Below are 24,618 nucleotides of genomic sequence, written 5' to 3' on the forward strand. Positions count from 1 at the left end.
GATAGCACCCGGGCAGGGGTAGAACGGGGGAGGAGAATGTGGGGCTGTTAGGACAGTGCGGACGCTATGGCATCAATGTTGTGCCTGAAGGCTCCTATGTAGGTATCGACCGGTGCCTGTTCGCCGAGGGTGTCCGCGTAAAGAACATCATCAGAGATTGTGACGTCACCACCCTTTGCGCGGACGGAATCCTGGAGGTGGCGGATCACCTCGGGGTTCTTGAGGTTGTCCTGGAAGACCACTTTGACCTTGTGGTCGACGATCGTTTGGGCGAGCTCGTCCATCGCTTGCGCGGACATTTCCGATTCAGACGAGACGAAATCTGTGGCTAGAACTTCTAGGTTAAAGGTGGCCCCGAGGTAGTTGAATGCATCGTGCCCGGTAATGAGGAACCGCTTATCGGCGGGAACGTCCTTGAGCTTTTCCTTTCCGTACTGCTCAAGCTGGGCAATCTGCTCGGTGTAGGTCTTGGCGTTGGCGGCATATTCATCCGCGTGTGGTGCATCGATGGTTGCGAGCTTGTCGGCGATTGCGTTGACCGTGGTGATCCAGTTGTCGGGGGAGTTCCATACGTGCGGATCGTGGCCTTCGATTTTTCCGTCCTCCTCCCAGGGGAGGAGGTTTTCCTCGCTAATTGCTTCCGCAGCAGGCAGGGATCGGGCCCCCAATTTGTCGAACTGGTCCATCATCTTGTGCTCCATATCGTGGCTGGTCCATACCATGAGGTCGGCCTTCTCGATTTTCTGAACATCGGTGCTTGTCAGCGCTTGCGTGTGGGGATCGCCGCCAGGTTTGACGAGGGTGGTTACCTGTGCTTCGGGCGCGATGTTGCGGACTGCGTCGGCGAGGTAGCCAGTGGATGCAACGACTGTGAGTGCATCGGTGGAAGCCTGTGCCTGTGTGTCGGTGCTTTCAACGCTGCACGCGGTCAGGTTGGCAACGGTTGCCAGGGCGACACCGGCGGCTACCAGCTTGTGAATGAGTGACATGTCCCTACCTCTCTGGTGAAGGCTCTGCCGGGAAAAGCAGAGTTAAAAGTTGCGAAACTGAAAGTTCAATACATCGAATAGGGTAGGGTGGGCTAACTTCCTAATGCGAGTACATTTTCATTAAGGACTGCCCCTAAGGGGGTACTCTTGCGTCTTCTGCGTGGGTAGGTGGACGTTATCTAAAAATTTCTAAAAGCCATTTTCGGATCCTTAATGAAAATAAATCCTGTTAAATGAGGGTTGAATCCGGCGACCGTGCAGGCAGACGTGTGGCGACCAGGACGCCGGAGAAGCCACCAACACACTCTCCCCGCCAACGGGTGTGGCTCACAGAGAAGGACTCACAAGTGCTGCGAAAGGGGCACGCAGCGAATGAGAAAGTGGCACACAGGGGGATATGAAATTGGCGCACAAGGGGAAGGGCCAGGGGCACGCAGAGAATAGGAAAGGGGCACGCAAAAGATGGGACAGAGGCCTGAGGGTAACCACCGTAGAGAGAAAAGATCGAAGCCAGGAGCGGGAAAAGAAAACAAAGGTCGGTGTTAGGGAGGCCGAAGTGCTATTGCGGGCCGCGACCAGTGAACCGGGCGCCGAGAGTGGGGCGTGGGCATGGCAAGCAACGCGCGAAGGGGAAGAAGGAAAGCACCGTCGCCATTGGCTCCGGCAACTGCCTGCCACGAACGCTTGAATCGAGGGGCTGCCTACATCTCCCAATCGACGTTGCTGCGCAGGGCCTCGAGAAGGGAACGGACGGCTACGACACGACGAGCGGAGGCACCTTCCAGGGCATCGAGGGCGCACTCGGGGTCGGCGGGCGGGCCCATGTGTGTACAGCCACGGGGGCAGTCTTCTGCAGCAGATGCGAGATCGGGGAACACCTGCACGACAGTATCTGCGTCAACGTGCGCCAGCCCGAACGAGCGAATGCCGGGGGTATCAATGATCCAGCCACCCTGCGGCAACGGTAGCGCGACGGATTGCGTGGAGGTGTGGCGACCCTTGCCCACCGCACTGACCTCGCCGGTGACCCGGTCAGCATCGGGGACGAGGCGGTTGACGAGGGTGGACTTGCCCACACCGCTGTGGCCGATCAGCGCCGTAGTGTGGCCAGCGACCACGCGTTCTACGTCGGCAAGGTCATCCTCCACCCCGGCAAGAATCACTTTCACGTCGAGATCGGCGAACTCCTCCGCAAACGGGGTGGGATCCGTGAGGTCGGATTTAGTCAGGCACAGGATCGGCGTGATGTTTCCCACGAAGGCCGCGATGAGCGCCCGCGCCACAAACCCCGCGCGCGGCGGGGGATCAGCGACGGCAGTGACGATGAGCAGTTGCTCCGCATTGGCAACGACGATCCGCTCGTACGGGTCGGTGTCATCGGCAGTGCGCCGGAGCACGGACGTACGGTCCTCCAGTTTGACGATGCGCGCCAGGGTGTCCTTCTTACCACTCGTGTCGCCTACGAGCCCCACGCGGTCGCCTACGACGATAGTCGTGCGCCCTAGTTCGCGCGCACGCATAGCGGTGACGGGTGCCTCCTGGCCATCGAGGATGACTCCCCACCGGCCACGATCCTTGGTGATGACCGTGCCGAATTTCGCGTCCTTGTGGCTGGGGCGCTTCTTCGTCCGCGGACGGGAACCCTTGCCCGGGCGAATTTTGACATCCGACTCGTCGTAGCTGGAGTAGCTTCTACGCGGCAAGGAGCGCCTCCCACATTCGGGCAAAGTCGGGCATCGTCTTGGAGGTTGTTTCGATATTCTCCACGAACGTGTCCTTCACTTTCAGTCCAACGATGGCACCGGCAGTGGCCATGCGGTGGTCCTCGTAGGAGCGCCACAGTCCACCCGTCATGGGGGCGGGCGTGATTGCGAGGCCATCAGCTAGTTCTTCGCAGCCACAGCCGAGGTTTGTCAGTTCTGCAGTGAGGGCCTGCAGTCGGTCGGTCTCATGTCCGCGCAGGTGGGCGATGCCGGTCAGCCTCGACGGGGAATCGGCGAAGGCGCACACAGCGGCGACGGTGGGGGTCAGTTCCCCCACAGCCGATAGGTCGGCATCGATCCCGTGGAGGACGCCAACGGCGGGCCCGGACACAGTGAGGGTGCCGTCGCTAGAAAGTTCGTGGGTACACCCCATCGCGTCGAAGATATGGCGGATATCGTCGCCGGGCTGCGTGGTCGTCGCAGGCCAGCCAGGCACACTCACGTGGCCGCCGGTAACGGCAGCTGCGGCCAGGAAGGCGGCCGCGTTGGAGAGATCGGGCTCGATGGTCACTTCGCCGCCGGCGTACTCCTGGTGAGGTACCGTCCATGAATACGTGCCGGTTTCCTCATCGTGGTGCTGCGTGCCTACCACGCCGGCTGTGTGCAACATGTCGAGGGTCATCTCAATGTGGGGCAGCGAGGGCACGGAGTCACCCGTGTGGATGACGGTGACACCGGCAGGAAAGCGTGCGCCGGAAAGCAACAAGCCGGAGACGAACTGCGAGGAGGCCGAGGCATCGATGCGGGCCGTGCCGCCTGTAATGGGGCCGGAGACCGTCATCGGCAGCGTCTCGCCCTCGACGTGTGCCCCGAGCTGTACCAGCGCATCGGTCATCGTGGACATGGGGCGGCGACGTGCTGCCTGGTCGCCGCCGATAAGCGTGGGGGTGGCGGACAAAGCCGCAACCGGCGGGACGAACCGCATGACCGTGCCTGCCAGTCCGCAGTCGACCCGTCCACCTCCTGTGACGGGGCCGGGGCGGACGGTGACCGTCGAGCCGTCGACGTCTACCTCGCAGCCGAGGGTGCGCAGTGCGTCGGCCATGAGGTCGCTGTCGCGGGAGGCGAGAGCGCCACGGATGACGGACGGCGAGGTCGCACCGGCGGCGATGATCAACGCGCGGTTGGTCATCGACTTGGATCCAGGGACGGTAACGGTGCCGTCGACGGGGGACGGATGATACGGGGCAGACCAAGAAGTGCTCACAACCACTAATCTTAAACGTATGTGTGGTCGATTCGTGCTTTTCACTACCTCTGATGCCCTCCTTGAGGCAGCGGCAGACATCACCCCCTATGGTGAACTCCTCGCCCCGCATGGCACGCCGACGGAGCGCTACAACATCGCGCCGACGCAGAAGGTCGTTATCGTGCGCCCGTCGACGGCCGAGGAAACCACAGATCCCAAGGGCGCCGCGGTGCTTGAGCCTGCGCGCTGGGGCCTCTTCCCGTATTGGAAGAAGGATGATTCGGGGCCGACTCTTTTCAACGCGCGTGCTGAGACCGTGGCTGAGAAGCCGAGCTTTCGCGATGCCTTCAAGAAGACGCGCTGCATCATCCCCATGGACGGCTACTACGAGTGGCACACGCAGGGGAAAACGAAGACTCCCTATTTCGTCCATCTCCCCGCTGCCACGCAGGGAACGGGCGCGCAAACAGCGGGCGGACGGGAAGACAGGCCACTGATGTGGGCTGCGGGGCTGTACTCCCACGGGTTGGGTCAGGTCTCCGCGACGATCATCACGACCGCGTCGCTCGAGCCGATCGACTGGCTGCATCACCGGATGCCGAGGTTCCTCGCCGCAGACGAGGTAGAAATGTGGCTGGAGGGCGACGGGGAGGAGGCGCAGGAGCTCCTTGAGCCTACCCCTGAGGAGCTTCGCCGTACCTTCGTGACTACGGAGGTGGACACCCGCGTAGGCAACGTGAGAAACGATTTTCCGGAGCTCCTCGCCCCCGTGGGTCGGCTTTTGTAGGCTTGTCGACGCTCCGTCCTCACCGTTTGTTCACCTGCTCCCTGCCCCTCGGTCTAGGCGTGCGGGATCCCGTCAAAACGGGATCCCGTCAAAACGGGATCCGGTCAAAACGGGATCCGGTCAAAACGGGATCCCGCTAAAGCAGGATCCTGCTAAACAGTGGCTGACCAGCTGAGGTAGCTACCTAGAAGGCTCGCGCAATGATGGCAGAGATCGCTGACCGGGGAGGCGACTGAAGGGGAGGCGGATGAGGGGAGGTTACTGAAGAACGTCCGCTACCGTCGCCTTGGTGAGGGAAATATAGTCGGCGGGGGAAAGCTCAACGTCCAGGCCACGGCGCCCACCGGAGACTGCAATGGTGTCCCAGAGGGTGGCAGTCTCATCGAGGAAAACGGTCATCGGCTTCTTCGTCCCTAATGCGGTGATCCCGCCGGGGATATACCCGGTTGCGAGCTGCGCCTTGTGCGGATCCGCCATCTCCGCGGACTTGACGCCCCATGCTTTCGCCACCTTCTTCAAACTCAAGTGGTGGGAGACCGGGAGAACCGCGATGGCTAACTCCTTACCGGAGGCAACAACCAGCGTCTTCATGATCTGGTCGGCATCCAGGTGGGTAAGCTGCGCGGCGGCGTTATCGCCAAAATGATCCTGGCCTGCAGGGAAGGTGTGCTGAGTGAACTCGACCTTCGCGTCTTGGAGAACTTCCAGTGCTTTTGTCGCTGCTTTATGGCCTGACATAAGCCCATATTTTTCCACATCTCTACAATTGATAAAAGACAGCCCACAGCCAACGAAGAGGCAAGAAAGGCAGAAACACGTAACGTGGCAACGACGAGAACAGACCCAACGGACAAAAAGGCGCTGGAAGAGCGCTTTGAGCAGGAGGCGCTCCCGTTGCTTGACCAACTCTACGGTGGCGCGCTTCGACTCACCCGGAATCCCACAGATGCCGAGGATCTGGTGCAAGAGACGTACATGAAGGCCTTCAAAAACTTCCACTCTTTTAAGCCGGGTACGAACCTGAAGGCGTGGTTGTACCGAATCATGACCAACAGTTACATCAACACGTACCGGAAGCAGCAGCGGCGCCCGCTGGAGACGAGCGCCGACGACGTGACCGATTACCAGTTGCTGTCTACTTCCCAGCATGATTCCACCGGCTTGCAGTCGGCCGAGGTGGAAGCACTGAAGCGGATGCCGAATACCAAAATCACCGAGGCACTCAACGGCTTAAGTGAGGATAATCGCATGGTGGTTTACTACGCTGACGTGGAAGGACTCGCCTACAAGGAGATCGCCGAAATCATGGGAACACCCATCGGCACGGTGATGTCCCGTCTTCACAGGGGAAGAAAACAACTACGAAAGGCGTTAAAGGAAGTAGCGAAGGAACAGGGTATTTCAACAGGGAAGGCGAAGAAGTAATGGCGGAGGATTTCATCCACGGCAATAAACTCCCGTGCGGCTGTGTTGATCACTCGAACCCGGAGGGGTGTGCATGCGAAGACTCGTACGCACTTTTGGCCGAGATTTTAGATAACGAGTGCACGGAGGAGAAAAGGCTGCTCCTTGAGCACCAGCTCGAGGCGTGCCCAGAGTGTTTTAGAATCCTGGGAATCGAAAAGGAAGTTCGGCGCCTGTTGCGTTCTTGTTGCTACGAGTCCGCGCCCTCTACGCTTCGCGAGCGCATCGTTACATCCATTCACGTCAGCTGGACGATCACCGAGGGATAACAACTGTCGCGTCGCTTCCCGTGCTGCTTTAAGCCGACAGAGGCTACACGCGCCCGAGAAGTTACACGAAGTAGCGGGCCAAGGGGTCACGAGGAAGAAGCCAAATGTAGCTGGGCTACCCGCACCTCTACACCTCCACGCCTCCGCACCCCCGGACTTTCATGCCTCCATACCGCTTTAGGTGGATGAGAACCACATTGGTTGTAAACCACCTGCAGTCGGTGTGAAGGCATTTTGTGTTGACCACCTCTATCCCCGCCGTGGGGTGCAAGAACATCCCGCCACACAGTCCGTCAACCCGCGAAGGGCCACGTTCGATGTTCCCGTGTATCCCGTGCAGCGCAAGCGGTCGTAGCAGTTCAGACGAAGGGAGGAGAGGACAGCACCATTTTCACCGCGCTCGTTAGCGCGTCCGCTGGAACGTCCGCTAGAGGTGGCAGGGCTGGAAGAAAAGCCTGCTAGGTAGAGTACGTTTGTTGAAAAAGGCACGTGTTGGAGCTGGCGGACATGCGCGAATTCTAAGGGCGAATGTGTTGCTAGGATGAAAATGTATCGCTTGTGAGGTTGTGTCGGCACCAGCTCCTGGCGAGGGTAGGTTTTCGCCGTCAGCGCCATTGGATCTTCGGGCTTCTGCTGTCTCGGCGCACCGACTTTCTTTGCCAGTGCTGAAATTAACCAACTGCCTCACCGACAGCGTACTGACCTGTCACGATGTGCCTTTGTTCCCTAGAAAAGGAGTCCTGAAATATGTGGACTGCATTCGCGATCCTTGCCCCGGTTGTCTTCTTCCTGTCTGAACGCGGGGTGCTACGCAAACGCAGGAGCTCCCAAATATGTCTCGCCCTATTTACTGTGGGCGCAGTAGGGCTCGTGATCTGGCTCCAGCGTGTGCCACCGACCGACGGGGCGCTGTCGCATACCGCCGTGCCGTGGTGCTTCCTCCTAAATTTCTTTGCCACCGCCGCACCTTTCGCACTGGGACACCACAGAGCGTCGAAAAGCACAGACCTGAGCCAGAAGACGCAGAGGGAGAAGAACTAGAGAAAGTACGGTGAGCACGTCTTGGCGCATAGTCGGCCTCGGTGGCTCATTGAGGCTAGCGGGCTCAGCGGGCTACGTCGGTCGGGCACAATGAAAAGCGGGCACTCAGCAGATAACTGCTGAGTGCCCGCTGACGTACGGTTTAAGCGTTTGGCCGCTTTCCGTGGTTTGCGCCCTTCTTACGGCGATCGCGACGCTTGCGTCCACGCTTGCTCATAGTGGTCTCCTTTTTAAAAAACGTGAGTAAACATTGCTAGGCCCGGCCGATGCGTCCGAAGGCAAACATCTCGCGGGTGAAACTCCTGCCTACTCTAGTGGAAGGCAGGCGTTACGCCCAAATAGGGGGCCAAAACCGGTGGAGTACGTGATGTCTTAGATGGCGGCGGCGCGACGGCGACCGCGGTTCTTGCGGCGACGGAGGGCACGACGCTCCTCCTCGCTCATGCCACCCCACACGCCGGCATCCTGGCCGGTCTCCAGAGCCCACTTGAGGCACTGGGAGGTAACGGGGCAGCGGTTGCACACAACCTTTGCCTTTGCAATCTGTGCGAGAGCCGGGCCGGAGTTACCTACCGGGAAGAAGAGCTCCGGGTCCTCGTCGCGGCACACTGCCTGGTGGCGCCAATCCATAATCATTTCTCCTTTGTGGTTTTACTTAGGTTTTTCTCATGCAGCCAGTCTTACTTTTTCAAGCCCGGCTCTTTTATCCGGGCACACTGAATGCTCCCTGCTAAGGGAGGAAAACATCAACGTGTTCTCAGCGTCTGGTGGTTCGCACTAGCGTATCCATCGCCGCTTTGGGGCGACAACGATGACCACCGATGCTCAATCTGGTTTCCAGACTGTAACGGCGAATTGACATCCACCGCTTTGCGGTACTCGGCTATCTTGTCACGTCTGTCGCTAGAAAGCTAGAGTTATTTGCAAAAAGTGATAGAAATCACACAAAATGCGTCCATACTTTGAGTAACAAATCGTTAAACAGCCAGGTTAATGCCCCTAGCTCCATGCCATGATTGTTTAACAATCTAACCTACCGAATCGGAGGTTTAGGTATTTTTCGATCTCGAAAGTGCCTGGTCGCGCGGTCACGTATCTTTATCCCTAAAGTTCTTAGGTGGACCTAACTCGAACGCCGTTTACCCCCCAAAATCGGGCGAAATACGCCCCAAAAAGGCTAGTTTTACCAAGGAAAGTAAAATCTTTGACGATTCTCAGATAAGTCACGCCGTGGTTAAGTTTTCCTAAGTAAAAGTGCGATGGGTGGTGAACATGGGTCTGGCGTACCGTCGGGTGCGTCCTGTATCCGTCTCGCCGAGTTGCTCACTGAACCACGTTGTTACAGGGGAAGGCTGTTTTCCAGAGCCTCGCCGATGACGTCGTCGAAGGGGTCTGACGGATCGGCAATGACATCGAGGCAATCCGGGATCGAGGTTACAGTGAGGTGAGTCGTTTCAGGGGCTGACTCGCCGTCGATCTGCACCGGTAGGGGATCCACGCTCGAGAGATGGATCGTTGATACATCGTCGAGGCGGAATTCGCGATCGTGAAAGTCAAACCCATGCAGGTATCGCCGTGCGACACCTACGGTGTGCAGGAGCGCCCCCAAGCCACCGACCCCAGAAATATCCTGCAACGCGTAGAGGGAAAGTGCTTTGTCAAGGCTTTGCTCCGGGTTGGTGATAATCGGAAGCGCACCGGCGTACGTCCACGGGTTGGTGTTCGTCACAACGGTAAACGGAATATCGGGCAGTGTGACATCTCCCTCGTGGGGGGCGTCACCACGGTAGAGGTGGGAACCGCGTGTCGCTTCTTCCTCGTGCGCAGCGGTAGGGAAACGGTGTGCGCCTGATCGCGAGCTGGTCGAAGGAGCTTCGCCTTCGGCTGTGTCTTCTGTCGCTACGTCTTCAGTTGGGGGATCCTTGGGTGCAGTTGCGTGGAGCGCTTCCCCAGGGATCATGATGGAGATATTCGGTGGGAATCGGCGCAGCTGTCGCCAGGCTTTCGTGGCGATCACACCATAGACACCTGCGGTGGCTGAAATTCCGCGACCGCGGAGTTTCTCCATGCCCTTGATTACAGCCGCGTCCAACCCGAATCCGACGTTGACGATGAACCACCGCCCGGCGACGCGCCCGACGGGGAGTCGCCGTGTAGTACCAGAAGATAGGAGGCCAGCGAGCTTTCGAGCGGCTGCGCCCGGGTCGTTGGGGAAGCCTAGCGCGCGGGCGAAGACGTTGGCAGAACCGGAGGGGATTACGGCGAGACGGGGCAGTTCCTCGGGTGCTGGGCGGTTTTCCACATCCGGTCCAAGCAGGCCGTTAATGACCTCGTTGACGGATCCGTCGCCACCCATAATGATGACCACGTCTGCGTCCTCGCGTGTGAGTCCGCGAGCGATGTCCTCAGCGTGGCCGGCGTACTCCGTGAAGCAGGAGATGAGTTCCGTCGCCTCCATGAGTGCCGGGACTACCTCGCGGGGAACCTCGCCGTTAAGTGAGGTTGAGTTCGGGTTGGAGATTAAAAGGACCCTCATGACACACAGCCTATCTAATTTGTCGGTTTATGCGAGTTGTGGGCTTGCCTACGCAGGTCACCGTACGTGAATTCGTCCCCTATCCTGCACTCTTCAGCGTGGAATTTTCCCAGGTGAAGTTTCCGTACATCGGGCACCGGATTCCGGAATGCGGTCGCGCTTGAGATAAAAATGGGTGCCCAAGAGGAGGATTACGACGTGTGGCGCATTTTCTTCTGTGCGGTGGAGGGCTTCTCCGTTGCCGGCCCCCACGCCATCCGCTGTTGTATTCGCACCGCTGTGCGGGCAGGCCGGTAATATGCGGTGTGTGAATGCACCGAAGGATAACGCTATGCCCACAACTCCTGAGCCGAGTCGCACGAAGGGAAGTGGAAGTGCTACCGCCGCCGGTCGTCTGAACGGTCGCGCTGGTCTGCCCACCACCCTCGCCGTGGCATGCTACATCGCTCTGGTTGAGGGCCTTGTCGGGGTGGGGTACGGCATCTTCCTCATCGTCAGGGAGCTCATGGGGGTTGAGGAGACCTCGATCGTGTCTGAAAGCTCGAGTGCTGGCCTGGTCGGCATCGGCACCGCAATCATGTTCCTCATCTTTTTCGGTGGCCTCATCACCGCGTCGGTTAACCTTCTGCGCGGTGGCCAATGGGGCAGAGGGCTCATCGTCTTCATCAACATCCTGCTGCTCGGCTGCGCTTACTACGCTTTCACGGCGGGCAAGATCATCTGGATTGTGCTGCTGGCCGGCGCTTCGATCGCCTCGCTGGTGCTTAGCTTCCACCCCCGCACGCTTCGCTGGGCACAGGACAACTACTAGGAAGCGCGCTATCAGGGTGCGCGGTGACTGTGCCTGCTCGGGTCCGCGGTGGCTGTGCCTGCTCGGGTGCTCAATGGTTGTGTCACTAGGGAGCGAAGCACCCTAGTGGGGCACCGTCTGTCTAAGCGCTCGGCGTGAGACCGACGACGGTGTCTCCACGCTTTTCGACGATTGCCTTCCCCGCAATGCGCAGATGCACCGGTCCCGAGTAATCACCGCGGTCGACGGGGATGACAAAGTCTGGGGTTGTGCTGGGCAATGAGTACACAGCAATGCCCCCACTAACGGGGACAAGAATGTGCTCGCCAATCGCATCGCCCGTGCCCAGGGCACCGTCGATGGTGTACTCTTCCACGAGCCGAGTGGGCTCGAAAAGATGGAGGCGGGAACCGTCAAACCACGTCATGTTGTGAGGAAGATCTCCAACAGCTGGTGTGAAAATACCTTCCGCTGCAGGTGCAGTTGCGTTCGTGGGGGAGAATCCCGCAGATTTGCCTTCTTTGTCGTATGAGAGGAAGAAGTTCGACGTGTCGCCCTCACCTGCCGGGGACAACACAGAGGCCGTATTCTCACCAATCGCCACCAGATAAGAGCCGGGGTTGAGTTCCACATCCCCGGAAAGCTCCGGCTTCCTCGCGTCCTCGGGTTTGGAGTTCTGCAAGCGCAGCCATGTCTTCCCGTCAGGGCACGTTTCTGTCAGAGCCAAGAGCTTCGTTCGGGTGAGAGCCGAAGTAATCGTGCAGTCGGCGTGCGGCTGAAACTTCGGTTCCTGAGGATTGGGGACATCGCCGTATATGACTGTGCGGACGAGATCGTTTCGCCACAGCTCAACGGAGGCAGGGGAAACCGTTCCGACGTAGGAGTTAGAGGCCACCGGGGACACCGCCTCCGGTGCGGGAGCGGACCGCGTGTCCTTGTATCTCCCCTCGGCAAAGGTAATGGACGTGACGTCGCCACAGCCTGCGTTGTTCTTATACGTGGCTACGACGGCACCGTCTAGCTTTGCCACCATACACAGCGGTAGATCGCGTGAGTAGGTCCACAGCGGAGAACCCGTCGCGGCATCATAGGCAGCGACCGTGTCTCCTTCGGTTCCAACAACCACCCCTTGATCCTCAATCGGCTGGTGACGGTCGGGTTCGGCGGTATCTGGAACGCGGTAGGACTCCATTACCGCTCGTGGTACCGTGCCGAGCTGCTCCGGTTCGCTCACTGCGGTTCCGGTTGTCTCCAGATGCGAATGACGCGCCGGCGCAGTTGCGTATACCGAACCCACACCGATAACGGAGGCGACGAGTAGTGCGGTGACAGCACGTGCGTTGTTGTTCAAAGCGTCGGTATCCTTTTCGCGTCCAGGGCGTGACTATTGCCGAAAGTCCAGGTGGTCTGAGCTCCAGGTGGTTTGAGCTTCAGGTGGCTTGAGCGCTGTTATTCCTAGTGGCGCCGCCCGCCTCGGCCACCACGGCGGCTGCCACGCGAACGACCGCCGCCGCGACTGCCACGCGCATCGCCACGGCCACCTCGACCACTCCGGCCACCACGCCCGCGCCGGGCGGAGTGATCCATACCAAAGACAGGCCGTGACTCGCCGACGGTGCCATCGGCATCCTCAGGGATGTCCAGTTCCTCGTATAGCTCGGGCGAGGTGGAGAACCACTCGGGAAGCTCGTCTTTTCCAAGGCCAAGTTCATCGTTGATCAGCTTCCACTTGGGCAGCTCGTCGTAGCCGACCAAGGTTACGGCGGTACCGGTGTGCCCCGCGCGCCCAGTGCGCCCGATTCGGTGGACGTAGGTTAGTTCGTCATCCGGGGTCTGGTAGTTGATCACATGGGTGACATCGTCGATGTCGATACCGCGGGCCGCGACATCAGTAGCGACGAGGATGTCCACCACCCCGTCCCTGAAACCTTGAAGAGAACGCTCGCGGGCGGACTGGCTCATGTCGCCGTGGACGCTCGCCACCTGAAACCCCGCACCAGCGAGGTCGCGGGCCACTTCCGCTGCAGAGCGTTTAGTGCGGACGAAGATGATGGTGCGTCCGCGACCGCGGGCCTGGAGTACGCGAGAAATAACGGCGACCTTGTCCATCCGGTGGGACTTGAATACCACCTGCTTCGTGGTGGCATTGGTCTCCGCCTCCCCGGACATCTCTGCCCTGATGTGGACAGGCTTGTTCATAAAGCCACGGGCAAGTCCGAGGATGGCATCGGGCATCGTCGCTGAAAACAGCATCGTCTGGTGCTCAGCGGTGATACCAGCGATGATCTTTTCAATTGCGGGAAGGAAGCCGAGGTCCAGCATCTCGTCAGCCTCGTCGAGGACAAGGATACGTACGGTGTCCAGTCGCAGCTCGCCACGGTTGTATAGGTCGATGAGTCGGCCTGGGGTGCCGACGACTAGGTCTGTGCCATCTTTTAGCGCCTTTTCCTGCTCCTCGTAGGGAGTACCGCCGTAGATGGTGGTCACGCGCACAGGGAGGTTGACGGCGGCGCGGGTGAGATCTTCCCCAACCTGAACACAGAGCTCGCGGGTAGGAACAACGATGAGGGCGCGTGGCGTTCCGTCGAGCTCTTCGATGTCTGCGTCATCAAATATGCGGTCCAGTACTGGAACGCCGAACCCAAGCGTCTTCCCCATGCCGGTGCGGGCCTGCCCGATGAGATCCCGCCCTTCGAGTGCAATAGGTAAGGTCAGTGCCTGAATTGCAAACGTATCGACGATGGATTGCGTGGCGAGTGCATCGGTAATCTCCTGTGCAACGCCGAGCTCGGTAAACGTGGGTTTTTGGTTTGAAGTGGACACAAAACGGTATTCTATCGTTTCCCAGTAGGAGAAACTATCTGCCCATCATCGGTGAGGGGTGGTGGGGTCTCCGTCCGCCGGCAGCGAACAGGGCGCTTCGGCGCCGAGCTGTCGTGACAGATTCAACTATGGTGGGGTAAGTACCCGGAAGTACACCCGGTGGTATGTGAGTACACCCGGTGGTATGTGAGTACACCCGGTGGTATGTACTGTCGGCACCGGCTGATCAGCTCCTCTCGCTGTCACACCGGATAGCTCCTGGGCCTAGATAAAAAGCGTGGGTGTCATATGCAGTGAGGCCCTGTAAAAGAAAGGATGACGCAGACAGATGAACATCAAGATTGGTTTTAAGGATTCGGCTCGCGAGCTCGCCTTTAACACCGACGAGGAGAAGGCCTCCGTAGAGGAGCGGCTTCGCAACGCGCTCAAAAACGATGAGGCAACCGTAGAATTTACCGATGCTAAGGGGCGGCAATTCATCGTTCGACAGTCTTCTGTCGCCTACGTAGAAATCGGTGCTGAAACAAACCGTCCGGTAGGATTTGCAAACTAAAACCAATCGGCTAGTTCGTTTATGAGGTTTCGGGCCTCAGAATAGGGGGCAGGCTTGTCAGGTGAACAGTGCTTCTGCTCCTCTTCTGGTGCCACATGGGGTATCTGCTGTGCAGAGCCCCACTTTTTGGTTGTGCGGTTCGGTGGAGGAGAACGAGCAGCTACCCCGGCGGTGCCTGCCCTGCTTAGAGGTGTGCCGTTTGTACTATGTAACCTATGACAACCGGCTCCCTGCTGAGCCGGTGACAGATGTTGCTGGCAAGAAGATGGTAGGGCACCAGCCCGTGCGGTGAGAGGTAAAGGGATAATCGATGGCAGACAGGCATAGCCGAGACGAATCGCTTCTTGTGCGGTTCGCACGACAATTTGGCTGGCGTGCATATGCCATCCCCGTGCTCATCGTGCTAACACTATGGGTGGTTGTCGACATCATTGCCAGCGACCCCTCGGAGCCCACAACAACAACCTCCACGTCTGGTGTCGTCACCGTCGAAGAAGGCCCAACGATGGCAGCGCCTGACCCCGCCAAGGAAGATATTGCAAAGCTCCCCGGTGGCACGCTACCTGCAGGTGGTGCCTACACCATGCAGGGTGAGAAGACGTTCCGAACGGTTGGATCGCCACAGCCGAAGGTAGGAACAGGAGCAGAAAAAACCTTTTCATACATCGTCCAGGTAGAAAACGGGGTGAATACCGACGGCTACGGTGGCGATGAGGCCTTTGCCGCCATGATTGATGCCACCCTCAAAAACCCCAAGAGCTGGATCCACGATGAGAAATTCGCTTTCCAACATGTCGGTGAAGGGGAAGAGCCAGACTTTACCGTCCAGCTCACGAGCGTAAACACGACGCATGAGGGCTGTGGTGCGGAGATCGGTAAGGAAACCAGCTGCTACACCAGCATTGGTAACCGGGTTCTCATCAATGAATCCCGCTGGGTACGGGGTACGAGTGTGTTCGCAGGCGACATTGGCTCGTACCGCCAGTACGTGGTGAACCATGAGATCGGTCACGCGATTGGATTCGCCGAACACATGCCGTGTGGCATCGACAGTGAACTCGCGCCGATCATGATGCAACAGACACTCAGTCTCAATAACTCGGAGATGTTTAGTATCTCCCCGGACGGCCCATACCCAGACGACAATAAGACATGCCGTTACAACCCATGGCCTTTCCCGCACGCCTAGTGCTCGTCGTGCAATGCATACCATGCAAGGAGGTGCGGTAGCTCATGCCACAAGGTACCGTAGCGCTGACGGGCCAAGAATCCCCCGCAGCTGCTGCAGCAGAGGTTACGTAACGGGCGAGTGAACAACGGGCGCGTGAACACTGTGCAACGATTGTCACGCAGACTTTGCAGTAGTCGCCTGTGGTGGCTCGCTGTCTGTGACGGTTCGTTTCCTGGGGTAGCTCGTTGCGTGTGGTGGCTTGGCAATCGCTGCAGCAGGGTGGCACGCAGAAGAGCCAATACAGCCGTGGCTTCCCGCTAGCCTTGCCACGGAGGTGGCGCCGGGGCTGGCAGATGAGTCCGCACAAGGAGAACATTCGTACACGTGGAGGAGGAATCACACAAATGACCGCACGCAAACTACATTCGTCGCGGGTGCCCGTGTCCCCGAAAGAACTGCCCAGTGGCGCGGGAACCCGCTACGCCCGGCACTTCACCCTCCCCGGCTTTGGGCTCACTGGACAGCAGCGACTCTACGGCGCGAAAGTGCTCAGTATCGGTGCCGGCGGTCTCGGCTCCCCCGTGATTCAGTACCTGGCTGCCGCAGGGGTAGGAGCCATCGGCATCATCGACTTCGACACCGTCGATGAGACGAACCTGCAACGCCAGGTCCTCCACAACAGTGAGACCATCGACCGAAAGAAGACAGACTCGGCACGGGAGTACGTCGACAAGCTCAACCCCCACGTCGACGTCATCACCTATGACTATCCGCTCACCGAAGCAAACGTAGACGAAATTGTCGCAGGCTACGACCTCGTCTGCGATGGCTGCGACAACTTCGACACCCGCTACACCGTCGCCGATGCATGCGCGCGGGCAGACATCCCGCTCGTCTGGGGATCCATCAACCGCTTTTCGGGGCAGCTCTCCGTCTTCGACGGAGCCATCACCTTGCGCGACATTTTCCCCGAGCCACCCGCACCGGGCACCGTACAAAACTGCGCAGAAGGTGGTGTCCTCGGTGTCCTCCCCGGCGTAATCGGCACGATGATGGCCAACGAGGCGATCAAACTTATCACCGGCATCGGCGAGCCGCTTTACGGAAAGCTCGCCGTGTGGGACGGTAAAAGCGCTACACTGTCGCACTACAGCATCGCCCCACGCCCGGAAACGAAGCAAAAGGTGCAGGCACGCAGGCAGGAAGAATCTTCTGCCAGGTGCACGACAACGAAGAAGGAGCAGACCGTGGTCACTGAGCACGACATCCTCACATACAAGGAACTAACGGATAAGGGAGCTCTGCTTGTCGACGTTCGCGAGCCCCACGAATGGGTTGGCGGTCAACTCCCGGATGCCCTCGGCGTGCCGCTCAGCAACCTGCGCGCCGGGAACCTGGGAGAGCTCACCGATGTTTCCCCGGATACAGACCTCGCCCTGTACTGTGCCGGCGGTGTGCGGTCACTCGAGGCGGCCTCAATCCTGCAGGGAGCGGGCTTTAACAACGTGGTCAGCCTGGCGGGTGGGATCAACCGGTGGTGGACCTATGCCGACTAAGGCTTCAGCCATCTCCTATGTGCCCACCGTGGTACAACGCGCCTTCTCCGCACACATGGGGACCGAAGCGCAACGTGCGGAGGCAACATACGCAGGCGCAGCCTGGGACCACGGCATCCATGTAGGCGACATCGTTGTCGCGCCGGTGGTCAACGTCGAGCGAGCGAACTGGTCTGCTGCCGCGCGAGAAACGCTTCGCGTGGACAATGTCACCCTCGCCCGGTCGGTTCGCTCTTCCGACGGACGCCTCGTTGTGGCCGGCTGGAAGGCGACGGAATATCACCCCGGCTGCCTTGCCGATCGTGCCGACGAGGTCGTGCTGGCAGCTCTCCGCCTCGATTCCGCACTCGCAGACGTCCCACTGCCCGACATCTTTCCCACCCAGATGGAATCGTGCCGGGTGGAATCCGACTTCTTCGATCTCGCCGACCTGGCAGCGTGGGCAGATGACCCAGGAAGCGTGCTCGACGCGGGGTTGAACTCGCGCGCGCAAGCAGACGAGAGCCAACTCGTCGCCCTCAGCCTGGCTGCTGATGCCATCGAGCGCCTCGAACCGATTGATGCCCCTAACCAGGTCACACACGCGGACATGTTGGCAACGACGATCTTCGCCGACGGCGCAGCCCCCACGGTGACGGATATTGTGCCCGTCGCACACCCCGGTGGATACACGGCCGCTCTTGCCATCGTCGATTCACTCATTGCCGGCGCGGCGACGTCGCGAATCATCAGCCGATTCGCCCACGTGGAGAACCTCCATCAGCTTGTATACCGGGCGTTGCTCTATCGCCTCTACATCCACGCGCTGCATCCACAATCGCGCTCGAATAGCCGTTCGAGTATCGTTCGGGTGGCCAGAGAACTGCTGTGAAATAATTGGACTCATGGCAGCACCACAGCTCAGACTCGTACCACCGAAGAAAAAGGATCTCCCAGACAGGCAGTGGCCGGAGTCAGCTGGCCCCCTGCTCGACGGTCAGCACGGTTCCTACCTCATCACCGCTGAGGAATCCGGTGCCGGAGTAACAAGCCTCATTCGTGATGCTGCCCGCGCACGTTTGCTCGCGGGCACTGATCCCGATCGACTCCTCATTGTCACGCATTCCAAGCGCAGCGCCCTTGCTTTCGAGGAGGCGTTATGGGATGACCTCGTCGCGTCGAGGAGTGAGGAGGAAAATGCTGCGCCCTACGTTGCCGAATCCAAACTCGCCCAGAGTGTTCACTCGCTTGCTTTTTCCATCGTTCATTACGCAGCTATTGCCAACAACGTTCCCGCCCCACGCCTGATGACAGGAGCCGAGCAGGATGCCGTGATCCGGGAGCTGCTGAAAGGCAACCAAGAAGCAGGGGGAGAGTACTGGCCTGCGGAGCGGGTAGAAGCGTTGGACTACGTGGGCTTTGCGCGTGGCCTCAGGGATTTCCTCCTCCGCGCAGGTGAGCGCGGGAAATCAGCGGCAGACGTGAAGAAGCTGGGGGAGCAAGAGAATAAGCCACTGTGGGTTGCAGCCGGAGCTTTCCTAGAGGAATACACGGCGGTGATGAACCTGCAGCAAATGCATCACCTCAACGCGTCGGAGCTGCTCATCACTGCTGTGCGTGCGTTGGAGGACAACCCAGCGCTGCTAGAAAAAATGCGAAACCGGTACGACTTCCTGGCAGTTGACAACGCCCAACACCTCGACCCGCTCTCCCAGAAGCTGGTGGAGATGATTGGTGAGCACACGCCCATCTTTGTGGTCGGCGGAAACACGAACGGGCTGGTGTACTCCTTCCGCGGTGCCAACACCGACCTCGTAGAGGACAAATCCGGTAAGACAGTCATCACGCTGGAGCAAAGTTTCCGGCGACCATCCGACAAGCGCATCATCTACACGCACACGGCGGGCGATAACTTTTCGGTGATAGCACGCGAGCTGCGCGAGGTGCACCTCATTCGCGACATCCCATGGGAGGACATGGTCGTCATCACCCGCTCCCTCAGCCAGATTCCCGCGCTCCAGCGAGCTCTTGCTACCGCCGATGTCCCCGTCCATATCGATTCCACAGATGTTGTGCTCGTCGAGCAGTCGATTGTCCAGGCCATGCTGCAGGCCGTGGACATCGTCATGGGCAACGGTACAGAAGAAGACATCATCGAGCTCGCCACTGGCCCCATTGGAGGAGCCGATCCCATCACCCTGAGGCGAATCCAGCGAGAAATCGGCGAGCTTGGCCCCGTTGTTCGGGGTGCTGCCGGGGTCGCTGAGGATGCCCGGTTAGGCGAACAAGCAGAGTCCGTCCTTACACACCTCAGTGCAGTCATCCAAACCGGCCGGGAAGCCGTCGAACGCGGGGACAGCCTGGAGCTGATTCTCTGGTCAATCTGGGAGGCGACGGGTCTCAGCACCTCCAAGATGTACACCGCGTTGCGTGGTGGTCCCGCCGCCGCGCAGGCGAACCGGGATTTAAACGCGATGATGGAGCTTTTTGACGTTGCGGGCGACTATGTTGAGCGCGTCAAGCAACCGTCACTCGAGGGATTTATCGAGCACCTTACCTCGCAGGATCTGCCCACCGGTGTCCGGGAACGTCAGGTGGTTGCGCCGAAGGCCGTCGCTCTCCTCACTGCGCATGGTGCGATCGATGATGAATGGAATACCGTCATCCTCGCAGGTGCCGACGATGACTCCTGGCCTTCTCTTGGGCTGACCGGGACAATTTTCGATCAGGAGGAGCTTGTCGACCTTATTGATGAAAACGTCGACCCCGACGCGTACATCGACCGCCTCCGCGAACGCCTCCATGAAGAGCAACGCCTGTTTTCACTCGTCACCTCTCGAGCAACGGACACGCTTGTGATCACAGCCATCAATCCGGCAGAGGAAGACTCGCCTCTGCCACAGCCATCTCGTTTTGTGAGGAAATTGGAAGAAGACGAAACTTTCAGCGTCAGCACTGTAGTGGAGACAGACGAACTTGCGGTTAAGTCTTCGCGGCCGTTCATTGCCGAGTTGCGCAGAGCGCTGACAAGCGCCGACTCAAGCGACGAGGAAAAAGAAGAGGCTGCCGATCTGCTCGCGATGCTTGCCGACGCAGGTTTTTCCGAGGCCGAACCCACCAACTGGTGGGGGCTTGCTGGCCCCACCGACGCGCAGCCCTTGCGGGAGCCTGGACAACCGGCGACGCTCAGCCCCAGCCAGGTAGAATCCGGGCTCCAGTGCCCACTGAAGATGGTTCTCAACTCCGTCACCCCCACCGAGTCCAGCTCCGCCCTGCGCGAGGGAAATCTCCTCCACGCCCTCGCGGAGGCTTCGGTGACACTCCAGCAAGACGAGGAAACGTGGAAAGAAGCTGAGCAGCTCGTGCTCGACGCGTACCTGTCCTCGCGAACCGTTCCTCCGTGGAAGGAAAAAGCCGATGAAGAGGAGTTCGTCGAGGTGATGAACGCCACGGTGAGTAAGATGACGAACCTTGCCGGTGACCTCGTTGGCGTGGAAATTCCCATGGATGTGACAGTTGGACAGTTAGACGATGGCTCACCTATCCGCATCAAAGGCCGTCTCGACCGGGTGCACCGAGATTCGGAGGGACGGATGAAGGTGTACGACCTCAAAACCGGGCGCTCGGCACCTACCTACCAAGAAGCGGAATCACACCCGCAGATGGCCGTTTACCAGCTCGGAATTAATCATTCCCGGATCCAAGAAAACCCCTTGGAGTTTGTCACCGACGACGGGTCTGGCGGTGCGCTACAAAGCGGTGGTGCGGAACTTGTTTATCCGCGAAGCACGAAGAAACCGAGCCAAAAGCCGTTGACGGAGGACAACGCCAGGATCCTCATGGATAACCTGCGCCAGTTGGTTCACCACACTTCCGGCTCGACGGTTCCTGCGCTGCCAAACAAGCATTGTGGCTCGTGCGCCTACCGCATCATCTGCCCGATCACTGAGGAAGGACGCTCCATCAATGAAGTACACAGCTAACGAGCTCGCCCATCAGGTCGGCGGATTCCCTCCCACGCCGCAGCAGCAGGCGGTTATCGAATACCCGATGCATAACCTCCTTGTTGTAGCAGGTGCGGGAGCCGGTAAAACGAAAACGATGGCCGACCGCGTGGTGTGGTTGGTGGCCAACGGTCTGGTACGCCCTGAACAAGTGCTTGGTCTCACATTCACCCGCAAGGCCGCGCAGAACTTGAAACAGAAAATCCGTAGCTCTCTTTTTGATCTTCACCAGAAAGTACAGGGGCAGAGCGTTCGGGCTGAGGAGAACCTTGATGCCTCCGTCTTTACCTACGATGCCTACGCCCAAAATCTCGTCCGTGAGTACGGGCTTCTCCTGCCTACGGAGCCCGGCTCAAGGATTATTTCCCAGGCGGAGATGGTACAGATAGCGACGGCGATCGTGGAGGACTTCCACGGCACATTCCCGGACGAAACGGCCACAAAATCGACATCGAATGTCGCAACAAAGATCGTCTCCCTCGTCAACGCCATCGAAAGCAACATGCGGACGGCAGAAGATGTACGCGGGGCGACTGCCGAAGCGCTCCGCGTCATCGACAACGTAGAGCGAGCGACGAAGGACACGACAAAATTCATCGCGACGCAGGACACCCGCGTTGTCCTGTTGAAGCTTGTCGATACTTTCAACCAGTATCTCAAGGACAATCGACTCACCACCTTTTCGCACACGATGGCGGCGGCGGCACGTCTTGCCTCCGGTGAGCCATCTGTGGGCAGCAGCGAGCGCCATCGATACCGCGTGGTCATGCTTGACGAGTACCAGGACACGTCCCACTCGCAACGCATCTTCTTGCGGTCGCTATACGGCACGGGAGAACCCGGACTGGCTGTGACAGCGGTGGGCGATCCCATGCAGGCCATCTACGGGTGGCGCGGCGCGAACTCGTCGAACTTGGCCAACTTCGTTACTGATTTTCCCCACACAGTAGAAAAGAACCCAGACGGAACGCCCGTCCAACCTGCCAAGAAACTAGAAATGACCACTAGTTTCCGAAACCCCGGAGCTGTCCTCGGTGTAGCTAACCACATCTCAGGCGCGATCCTCGAAGCCACAGGCGAATATGCGCCAGAAGAACGAAGCGTGGCGGAACTCGAACCTCGCGCGGGAGCCGGCGACGGTGAGGTTCTCCTGGCGAACTTCGAGCTGGAGGAAGAGGAGGCGGACTTCGTGGCGCGTCAACTGGCCGCTGAGTACCACGGGGTCTCCGACGACCAGTTGGACGAATATGTCGCAACGCTGGCTGATTCTGCTCAACCCACACGGGCCACTAATGCCCAGCCATTCGAAGCCGCAATCCTTGTTCGCCAGCACAGCCAGGTTCCGGAGGCCGTGAAAGCGCTCGAGAAATACAAGGTTCCTTACCACGTGCACTCGTTGGCCGGACTTCTCATGATGCCGGAGATTGTAGACCTCGTATCCATCGCCAAGGCACTCGCGCGCCCAGAAGATAGCTCGGCCCTTCTGCGAATCCTCACCGGACCGCTTGTGAAACTGGGTTTCGCCGACGTAAAAGCATTGACTAATCGGGCGCGCACCCTCAACTCTTACCAGCGTGACAAGGCCACAGCAGAGACAACGACGGAAGACGCAGTCAATGCGGCTGACGAGAGCGGAGCCACCGAAAGCGATGCCGATAACCCAGCGCTCGTCCGGCTCAAAAAGGAAATCGAAGATGCGCTGGCTGAGGATACTGTGTTTCTCGGCGATGCACTTGCTGACCTGGGGGATGCTAGCCAGTACACGGAGGAAGGCTACGCCCGCCTTACGTCTCTCGCCTCCCGTTTTCGGTGGCTGCGTGGCCATAGTCTGGCCAGTGGCCTGCAGGATATCTTCCAAGATATCGAGAACACCTTCGGCATTCGTACGGAGGTTTTGGCACGGGAGAACCCAAGGCAGCTTGGTGTGCCCGGAACGTCGCACCTGGACACGTTCCACGGATACGTCGCCGATTTCGCATCCATAGACGGAGCGACGCTGCGTGGATTCCTCGAGTATCTCGACGCAGAGGCAGAGGACCGTGCAATGGATCAAGGCGAGCAAACGGTTTCCCCGAATCGCGTGGATATCATGACGGTCCATGCAGCCAAGGGATTGGAGTTCGCCACCGTCGCCGTTATTGGTGCCAACAGCAAGATGTACAAGGATGGGCAACAAACCATCACCACTGAGACTGCTGCCTCCCGGCCAGAAACCCTGCCTTCATCTGTCATTGGCGACGCCGTGGATATTCCAGAGCCCCTTCTGGAAAAACCGGCTAAGGAGTGGAAGGACAGCGGTTTTAACGCCTACGAGTATGGCTTCTTGGATTCCACGCCCCGCTACGCGGTGTCACCGGATCTAGAGATCACCAAGGGGTCGCATTTCAAGGAATCCCTTGAGCGCTACAAGTACTTCCTGCGGATGAAAGAGGTCCGCGAATCAACGCGACTGTTCTACGTGGCGGTTACTCGGTCCTCCAACCGCCTCTTCATTACCTCGCATGCCCGCGAGCGCAACGATTTCCAGACGATGACCTTCCAACCGTCCAATGCAGCCGAGGGGGGAAAAGCCCCCAAGAAGCAGAAACCTCACACCCCCACGGTGATCACCCCAACAGAACTGTTTGCGTCTATTGCTCAGTCAGACGAGTTTTCTGGCAACGTGGTGACCTGGTGGGAGCCGGGGGAGGAGTTAGAGGAAATCTATGTCGAGCGTGACTCAGACGAAGCGCGTTTCCCCGTGGACTTCCTCGGTGACAAGCGAGGTGCCATTGAACACGCCGCAGCGCTTGTGAAAGAGAAAATGCGCGAGCGCGAAAGCCAAGGCGTGGGGTCTATTTGCGAACGTGTCTTGTCTGCTGCAGAAGCTGCAAAGAACGGTGATACCGATGCGGACGCGTCAGGAAGCCCTGCTGACGAGCCAGAAAAAGAAAACACTCCGGAGAAGCAGCGGATATCCCGGTGGAGACTGACCGCGCACAAACTTGTGGAAGAAAAATGCCTGGCAGAGCGCAAGGAGATCGAGGTTGAGCTGGGCAGCCGGATCAACGCAACCGAGATCGTTCAGCTCAAGAAAAACCCAGAGGAGCTTGCTAAACGACGTCTTCGTCCGGTGCCGTTTAAGCCGAACTCGCAAGCGAAACGGGGCACGAAGTTCCACCAGTGGATCGAGGAACATTACACACTGCCCACGCTTCTCGACGATGACCAGCTTCCCGGTATCGGCGAGGAGGATGTCACAGCGGAAGAGCTGGCACAACTCAAGGAGAACTTCTTGGCCAGCCCATGGGCTGACCGCACGCCAGTGGCAGTCGAGCAGGCAATCGAATACCAAATCGGCAGCAAGCGCGTGACGGGCAAGATCGATGCGGTGTTCAGGAATATCGACGGAACGTGGACCGTGGTTGATTGGAAGACCGGGAAGGTGCCCTCCCAACGGGATCTGCCGACACTTTCCCTGCAGTTAGCCGAGTACCGCCTTGCGTGGGCGGAAATCCAGTCAAAGCGGGAAGGTCGCCACGTTGACCCCTCGGAGGTAGAAGCCGTGTTTTTCTACGTCCGTGAGGGCTACACGCTAAAGCCGGAAGCGCTCATGGATAAGGATGACCTGCGTCGGCTCATTGAACTGGAAGAAAATGGGAATGAGTAGTGAAGAAAGCGACCTCGGGTAGGAAAACCCGAGGTCTAGCGCAGGCGAACTTGGG

Annotated in this window: 21 protein-coding genes; 12 read left to right on the plus strand and 9 right to left on the minus strand. The window is 59.1% G+C overall.

From position 1 onward, the window contains the following. Positions 1 to 47: 47 nt before the first annotated feature. The 3 genes from CGLUCO_RS03200 to aroA all read right to left on the minus strand — a co-directional run bounded on the left by CGLUCO_RS03200 (position 48) and on the right by aroA (position 3,884). A complete protein-coding gene (locus tag CGLUCO_RS03200) occupies positions 48 to 989 on the minus strand; it encodes a metal ABC transporter substrate-binding protein (RefSeq protein WP_005390309.1) in 942 nt (313 codons plus the stop codon). Between the two features lie 701 nt (positions 990 to 1,690). Then, a complete protein-coding gene (rsgA, locus tag CGLUCO_RS03205; protein WP_005390307.1) occupies positions 1,691 to 2,692 on the minus strand; it encodes a ribosome small subunit-dependent GTPase A in 1,002 nt (333 codons plus the stop codon). Then, positions 2,682 to 3,884: a 3-phosphoshikimate 1-carboxyvinyltransferase gene (gene aroA, locus CGLUCO_RS03210; RefSeq protein WP_232622040.1), complete on the minus strand. Its 1,203-nt coding sequence runs from the start codon at positions 3,882 to 3,884 to the stop codon at positions 2,682 to 2,684. Before aroA ends, rsgA begins: the two co-directional genes overlap by 11 nt. 94 nt (positions 3,885 to 3,978) lie before the next feature. Between aroA and CGLUCO_RS03215 the strand changes: the two genes are divergently transcribed. Beyond that, positions 3,979 to 4,728, plus strand: coding sequence for an SOS response-associated peptidase (locus CGLUCO_RS03215; RefSeq protein ID WP_084036890.1), 750 nt, complete (start codon positions 3,979 to 3,981; stop codon positions 4,726 to 4,728). A gap of 258 nt (positions 4,729 to 4,986) precedes the next feature. On the opposite strand, the gene ybaK is transcribed toward CGLUCO_RS03215, so the two are convergent. Beyond that, positions 4,987 to 5,466: a Cys-tRNA(Pro) deacylase gene (gene ybaK, locus CGLUCO_RS03220; protein ID WP_005390304.1), complete on the minus strand. Its 480-nt coding sequence runs from the start codon at positions 5,464 to 5,466 to the stop codon at positions 4,987 to 4,989. Between the two features lie 84 nt (positions 5,467 to 5,550). On the opposite strand from ybaK, the gene CGLUCO_RS03225 reads away from it, so the two are divergent. The 3 genes from CGLUCO_RS03225 to CGLUCO_RS03235 all read left to right on the plus strand — a co-directional run bounded on the left by CGLUCO_RS03225 (position 5,551) and on the right by CGLUCO_RS03235 (position 7,502). Next, a complete protein-coding gene (locus tag CGLUCO_RS03225) occupies positions 5,551 to 6,153 on the plus strand; it encodes a sigma-70 family RNA polymerase sigma factor (protein ID WP_005390302.1) in 603 nt (200 codons plus the stop codon). Continuing rightward, on the plus strand, positions 6,153 to 6,461 hold the full coding sequence (gene rsrA, locus CGLUCO_RS03230; RefSeq protein ID WP_084036892.1) for a mycothiol system anti-sigma-R factor: 309 nt from the start codon (positions 6,153 to 6,155) through the stop codon (positions 6,459 to 6,461). The genes CGLUCO_RS03225 and rsrA overlap by 1 nt, the downstream gene beginning before the upstream one ends. A gap of 747 nt (positions 6,462 to 7,208) precedes the next feature. Then, on the plus strand, positions 7,209 to 7,502 hold the full coding sequence (locus tag CGLUCO_RS03235; protein ID WP_084036894.1) for a hypothetical protein: 294 nt from the start codon (positions 7,209 to 7,211) through the stop codon (positions 7,500 to 7,502). 142 nt (positions 7,503 to 7,644) lie between these two features. On the opposite strand, the gene CGLUCO_RS13105 is transcribed toward CGLUCO_RS03235, so the two are convergent. The 3 genes from CGLUCO_RS13105 to CGLUCO_RS03245 all read right to left on the minus strand — a co-directional run bounded on the left by CGLUCO_RS13105 (position 7,645) and on the right by CGLUCO_RS03245 (position 10,038). Beyond that, positions 7,645 to 7,719 (minus strand): 50S ribosomal protein bL37, encoded by a 75-nt coding sequence (locus CGLUCO_RS13105; RefSeq protein WP_145493031.1) that lies wholly within the window; start codon positions 7,717 to 7,719, stop codon positions 7,645 to 7,647. Positions 7,720 to 7,874: 155 nt separating this feature from the next. After that, complete coding sequence (locus CGLUCO_RS03240) at positions 7,875 to 8,132, minus strand: WhiB family transcriptional regulator (RefSeq protein WP_034989373.1); 258 nt, start codon at positions 8,130 to 8,132, stop codon at positions 7,875 to 7,877. A gap of 709 nt (positions 8,133 to 8,841) precedes the next feature. Further along, positions 8,842 to 10,038: a diacylglycerol/lipid kinase family protein gene (locus CGLUCO_RS03245; RefSeq protein WP_084036896.1), complete on the minus strand. Its 1,197-nt coding sequence runs from the start codon at positions 10,036 to 10,038 to the stop codon at positions 8,842 to 8,844. Positions 10,039 to 10,209: 171 nt separating this feature from the next. On the opposite strand from CGLUCO_RS03245, the gene CGLUCO_RS03250 reads away from it, so the two are divergent. Then, positions 10,210 to 10,335 carry a hypothetical protein gene (locus CGLUCO_RS03250; protein ID WP_005390294.1) on the plus strand — a complete coding sequence of 42 codons (126 nt, stop codon included), beginning with the start codon at positions 10,210 to 10,212 and terminating at the stop codon, positions 10,333 to 10,335. A gap of 1 nt (position 10,336) precedes the next feature. Further along, the gene (locus tag CGLUCO_RS03255) at positions 10,337 to 10,849 is read left to right on the plus strand and encodes a hypothetical protein (protein WP_084036898.1); all 513 of its coding nucleotides are present in this window, start codon (positions 10,337 to 10,339) and stop codon (positions 10,847 to 10,849) included. Positions 10,850 to 10,970: 121 nt separating this feature from the next. Here CGLUCO_RS03255 and CGLUCO_RS03260 read toward each other — a convergent pair whose 3' ends face one another. Together CGLUCO_RS03260 and CGLUCO_RS03265 are read right to left on the minus strand one after the other, a co-directional pair. Continuing rightward, positions 10,971 to 12,179 (minus strand): Rv3212 family protein, encoded by a 1,209-nt coding sequence (locus CGLUCO_RS03260; protein ID WP_005395094.1) that lies wholly within the window; start codon positions 12,177 to 12,179, stop codon positions 10,971 to 10,973. Positions 12,180 to 12,283: 104 nt separating this feature from the next. Further along, positions 12,284 to 13,651, minus strand: coding sequence for a DEAD/DEAH box helicase (locus tag CGLUCO_RS03265; RefSeq protein ID WP_005395096.1), 1,368 nt, complete (start codon positions 13,649 to 13,651; stop codon positions 12,284 to 12,286). Positions 13,652 to 13,979: 328 nt separating this feature from the next. On the opposite strand from CGLUCO_RS03265, the gene CGLUCO_RS03270 reads away from it, so the two are divergent. From CGLUCO_RS03270 to CGLUCO_RS03295, 6 genes are all read left to right on the plus strand, one after another. After that, positions 13,980 to 14,204, plus strand: a complete 225-nt coding sequence (locus CGLUCO_RS03270; protein WP_005390290.1) for a DUF3107 domain-containing protein — start codon at positions 13,980 to 13,982, stop codon at positions 14,202 to 14,204. A 310-nt stretch (positions 14,205 to 14,514) separates the two neighbouring features. Continuing rightward, the gene (locus CGLUCO_RS03275) at positions 14,515 to 15,393 is read left to right on the plus strand and encodes a DUF3152 domain-containing protein (RefSeq protein WP_084036912.1); all 879 of its coding nucleotides are present in this window, start codon (positions 14,515 to 14,517) and stop codon (positions 15,391 to 15,393) included. Between the two features lie 386 nt (positions 15,394 to 15,779). Continuing rightward, on the plus strand, positions 15,780 to 16,931 hold the full coding sequence (locus tag CGLUCO_RS03280) for a ThiF family adenylyltransferase (protein WP_005390288.1): 1,152 nt from the start codon (positions 15,780 to 15,782) through the stop codon (positions 16,929 to 16,931). Continuing rightward, positions 16,921 to 17,802: a TIGR02569 family protein gene (locus CGLUCO_RS03285; RefSeq protein ID WP_005390287.1), complete on the plus strand. Its 882-nt coding sequence runs from the start codon at positions 16,921 to 16,923 to the stop codon at positions 17,800 to 17,802. The genes CGLUCO_RS03280 and CGLUCO_RS03285 overlap by 11 nt, the downstream gene beginning before the upstream one ends. A 13-nt stretch (positions 17,803 to 17,815) precedes the next feature. Continuing rightward, positions 17,816 to 20,893: an ATP-dependent DNA helicase gene (locus CGLUCO_RS03290; protein WP_084036914.1), complete on the plus strand. Its 3,078-nt coding sequence runs from the start codon at positions 17,816 to 17,818 to the stop codon at positions 20,891 to 20,893. Continuing rightward, the gene (locus tag CGLUCO_RS03295) at positions 20,877 to 24,563 is read left to right on the plus strand and encodes an ATP-dependent helicase (RefSeq protein ID WP_084036916.1); all 3,687 of its coding nucleotides are present in this window, start codon (positions 20,877 to 20,879) and stop codon (positions 24,561 to 24,563) included. The genes CGLUCO_RS03290 and CGLUCO_RS03295 overlap by 17 nt, the downstream gene beginning before the upstream one ends. Positions 24,564 to 24,618 lie beyond the last annotated feature (55 nt).

The organism is Corynebacterium glucuronolyticum DSM 44120, from assembly GCF_030440595.1.
Classification (GTDB): domain Bacteria; phylum Actinomycetota; class Actinomycetes; order Mycobacteriales; family Mycobacteriaceae; genus Corynebacterium; species Corynebacterium glucuronolyticum.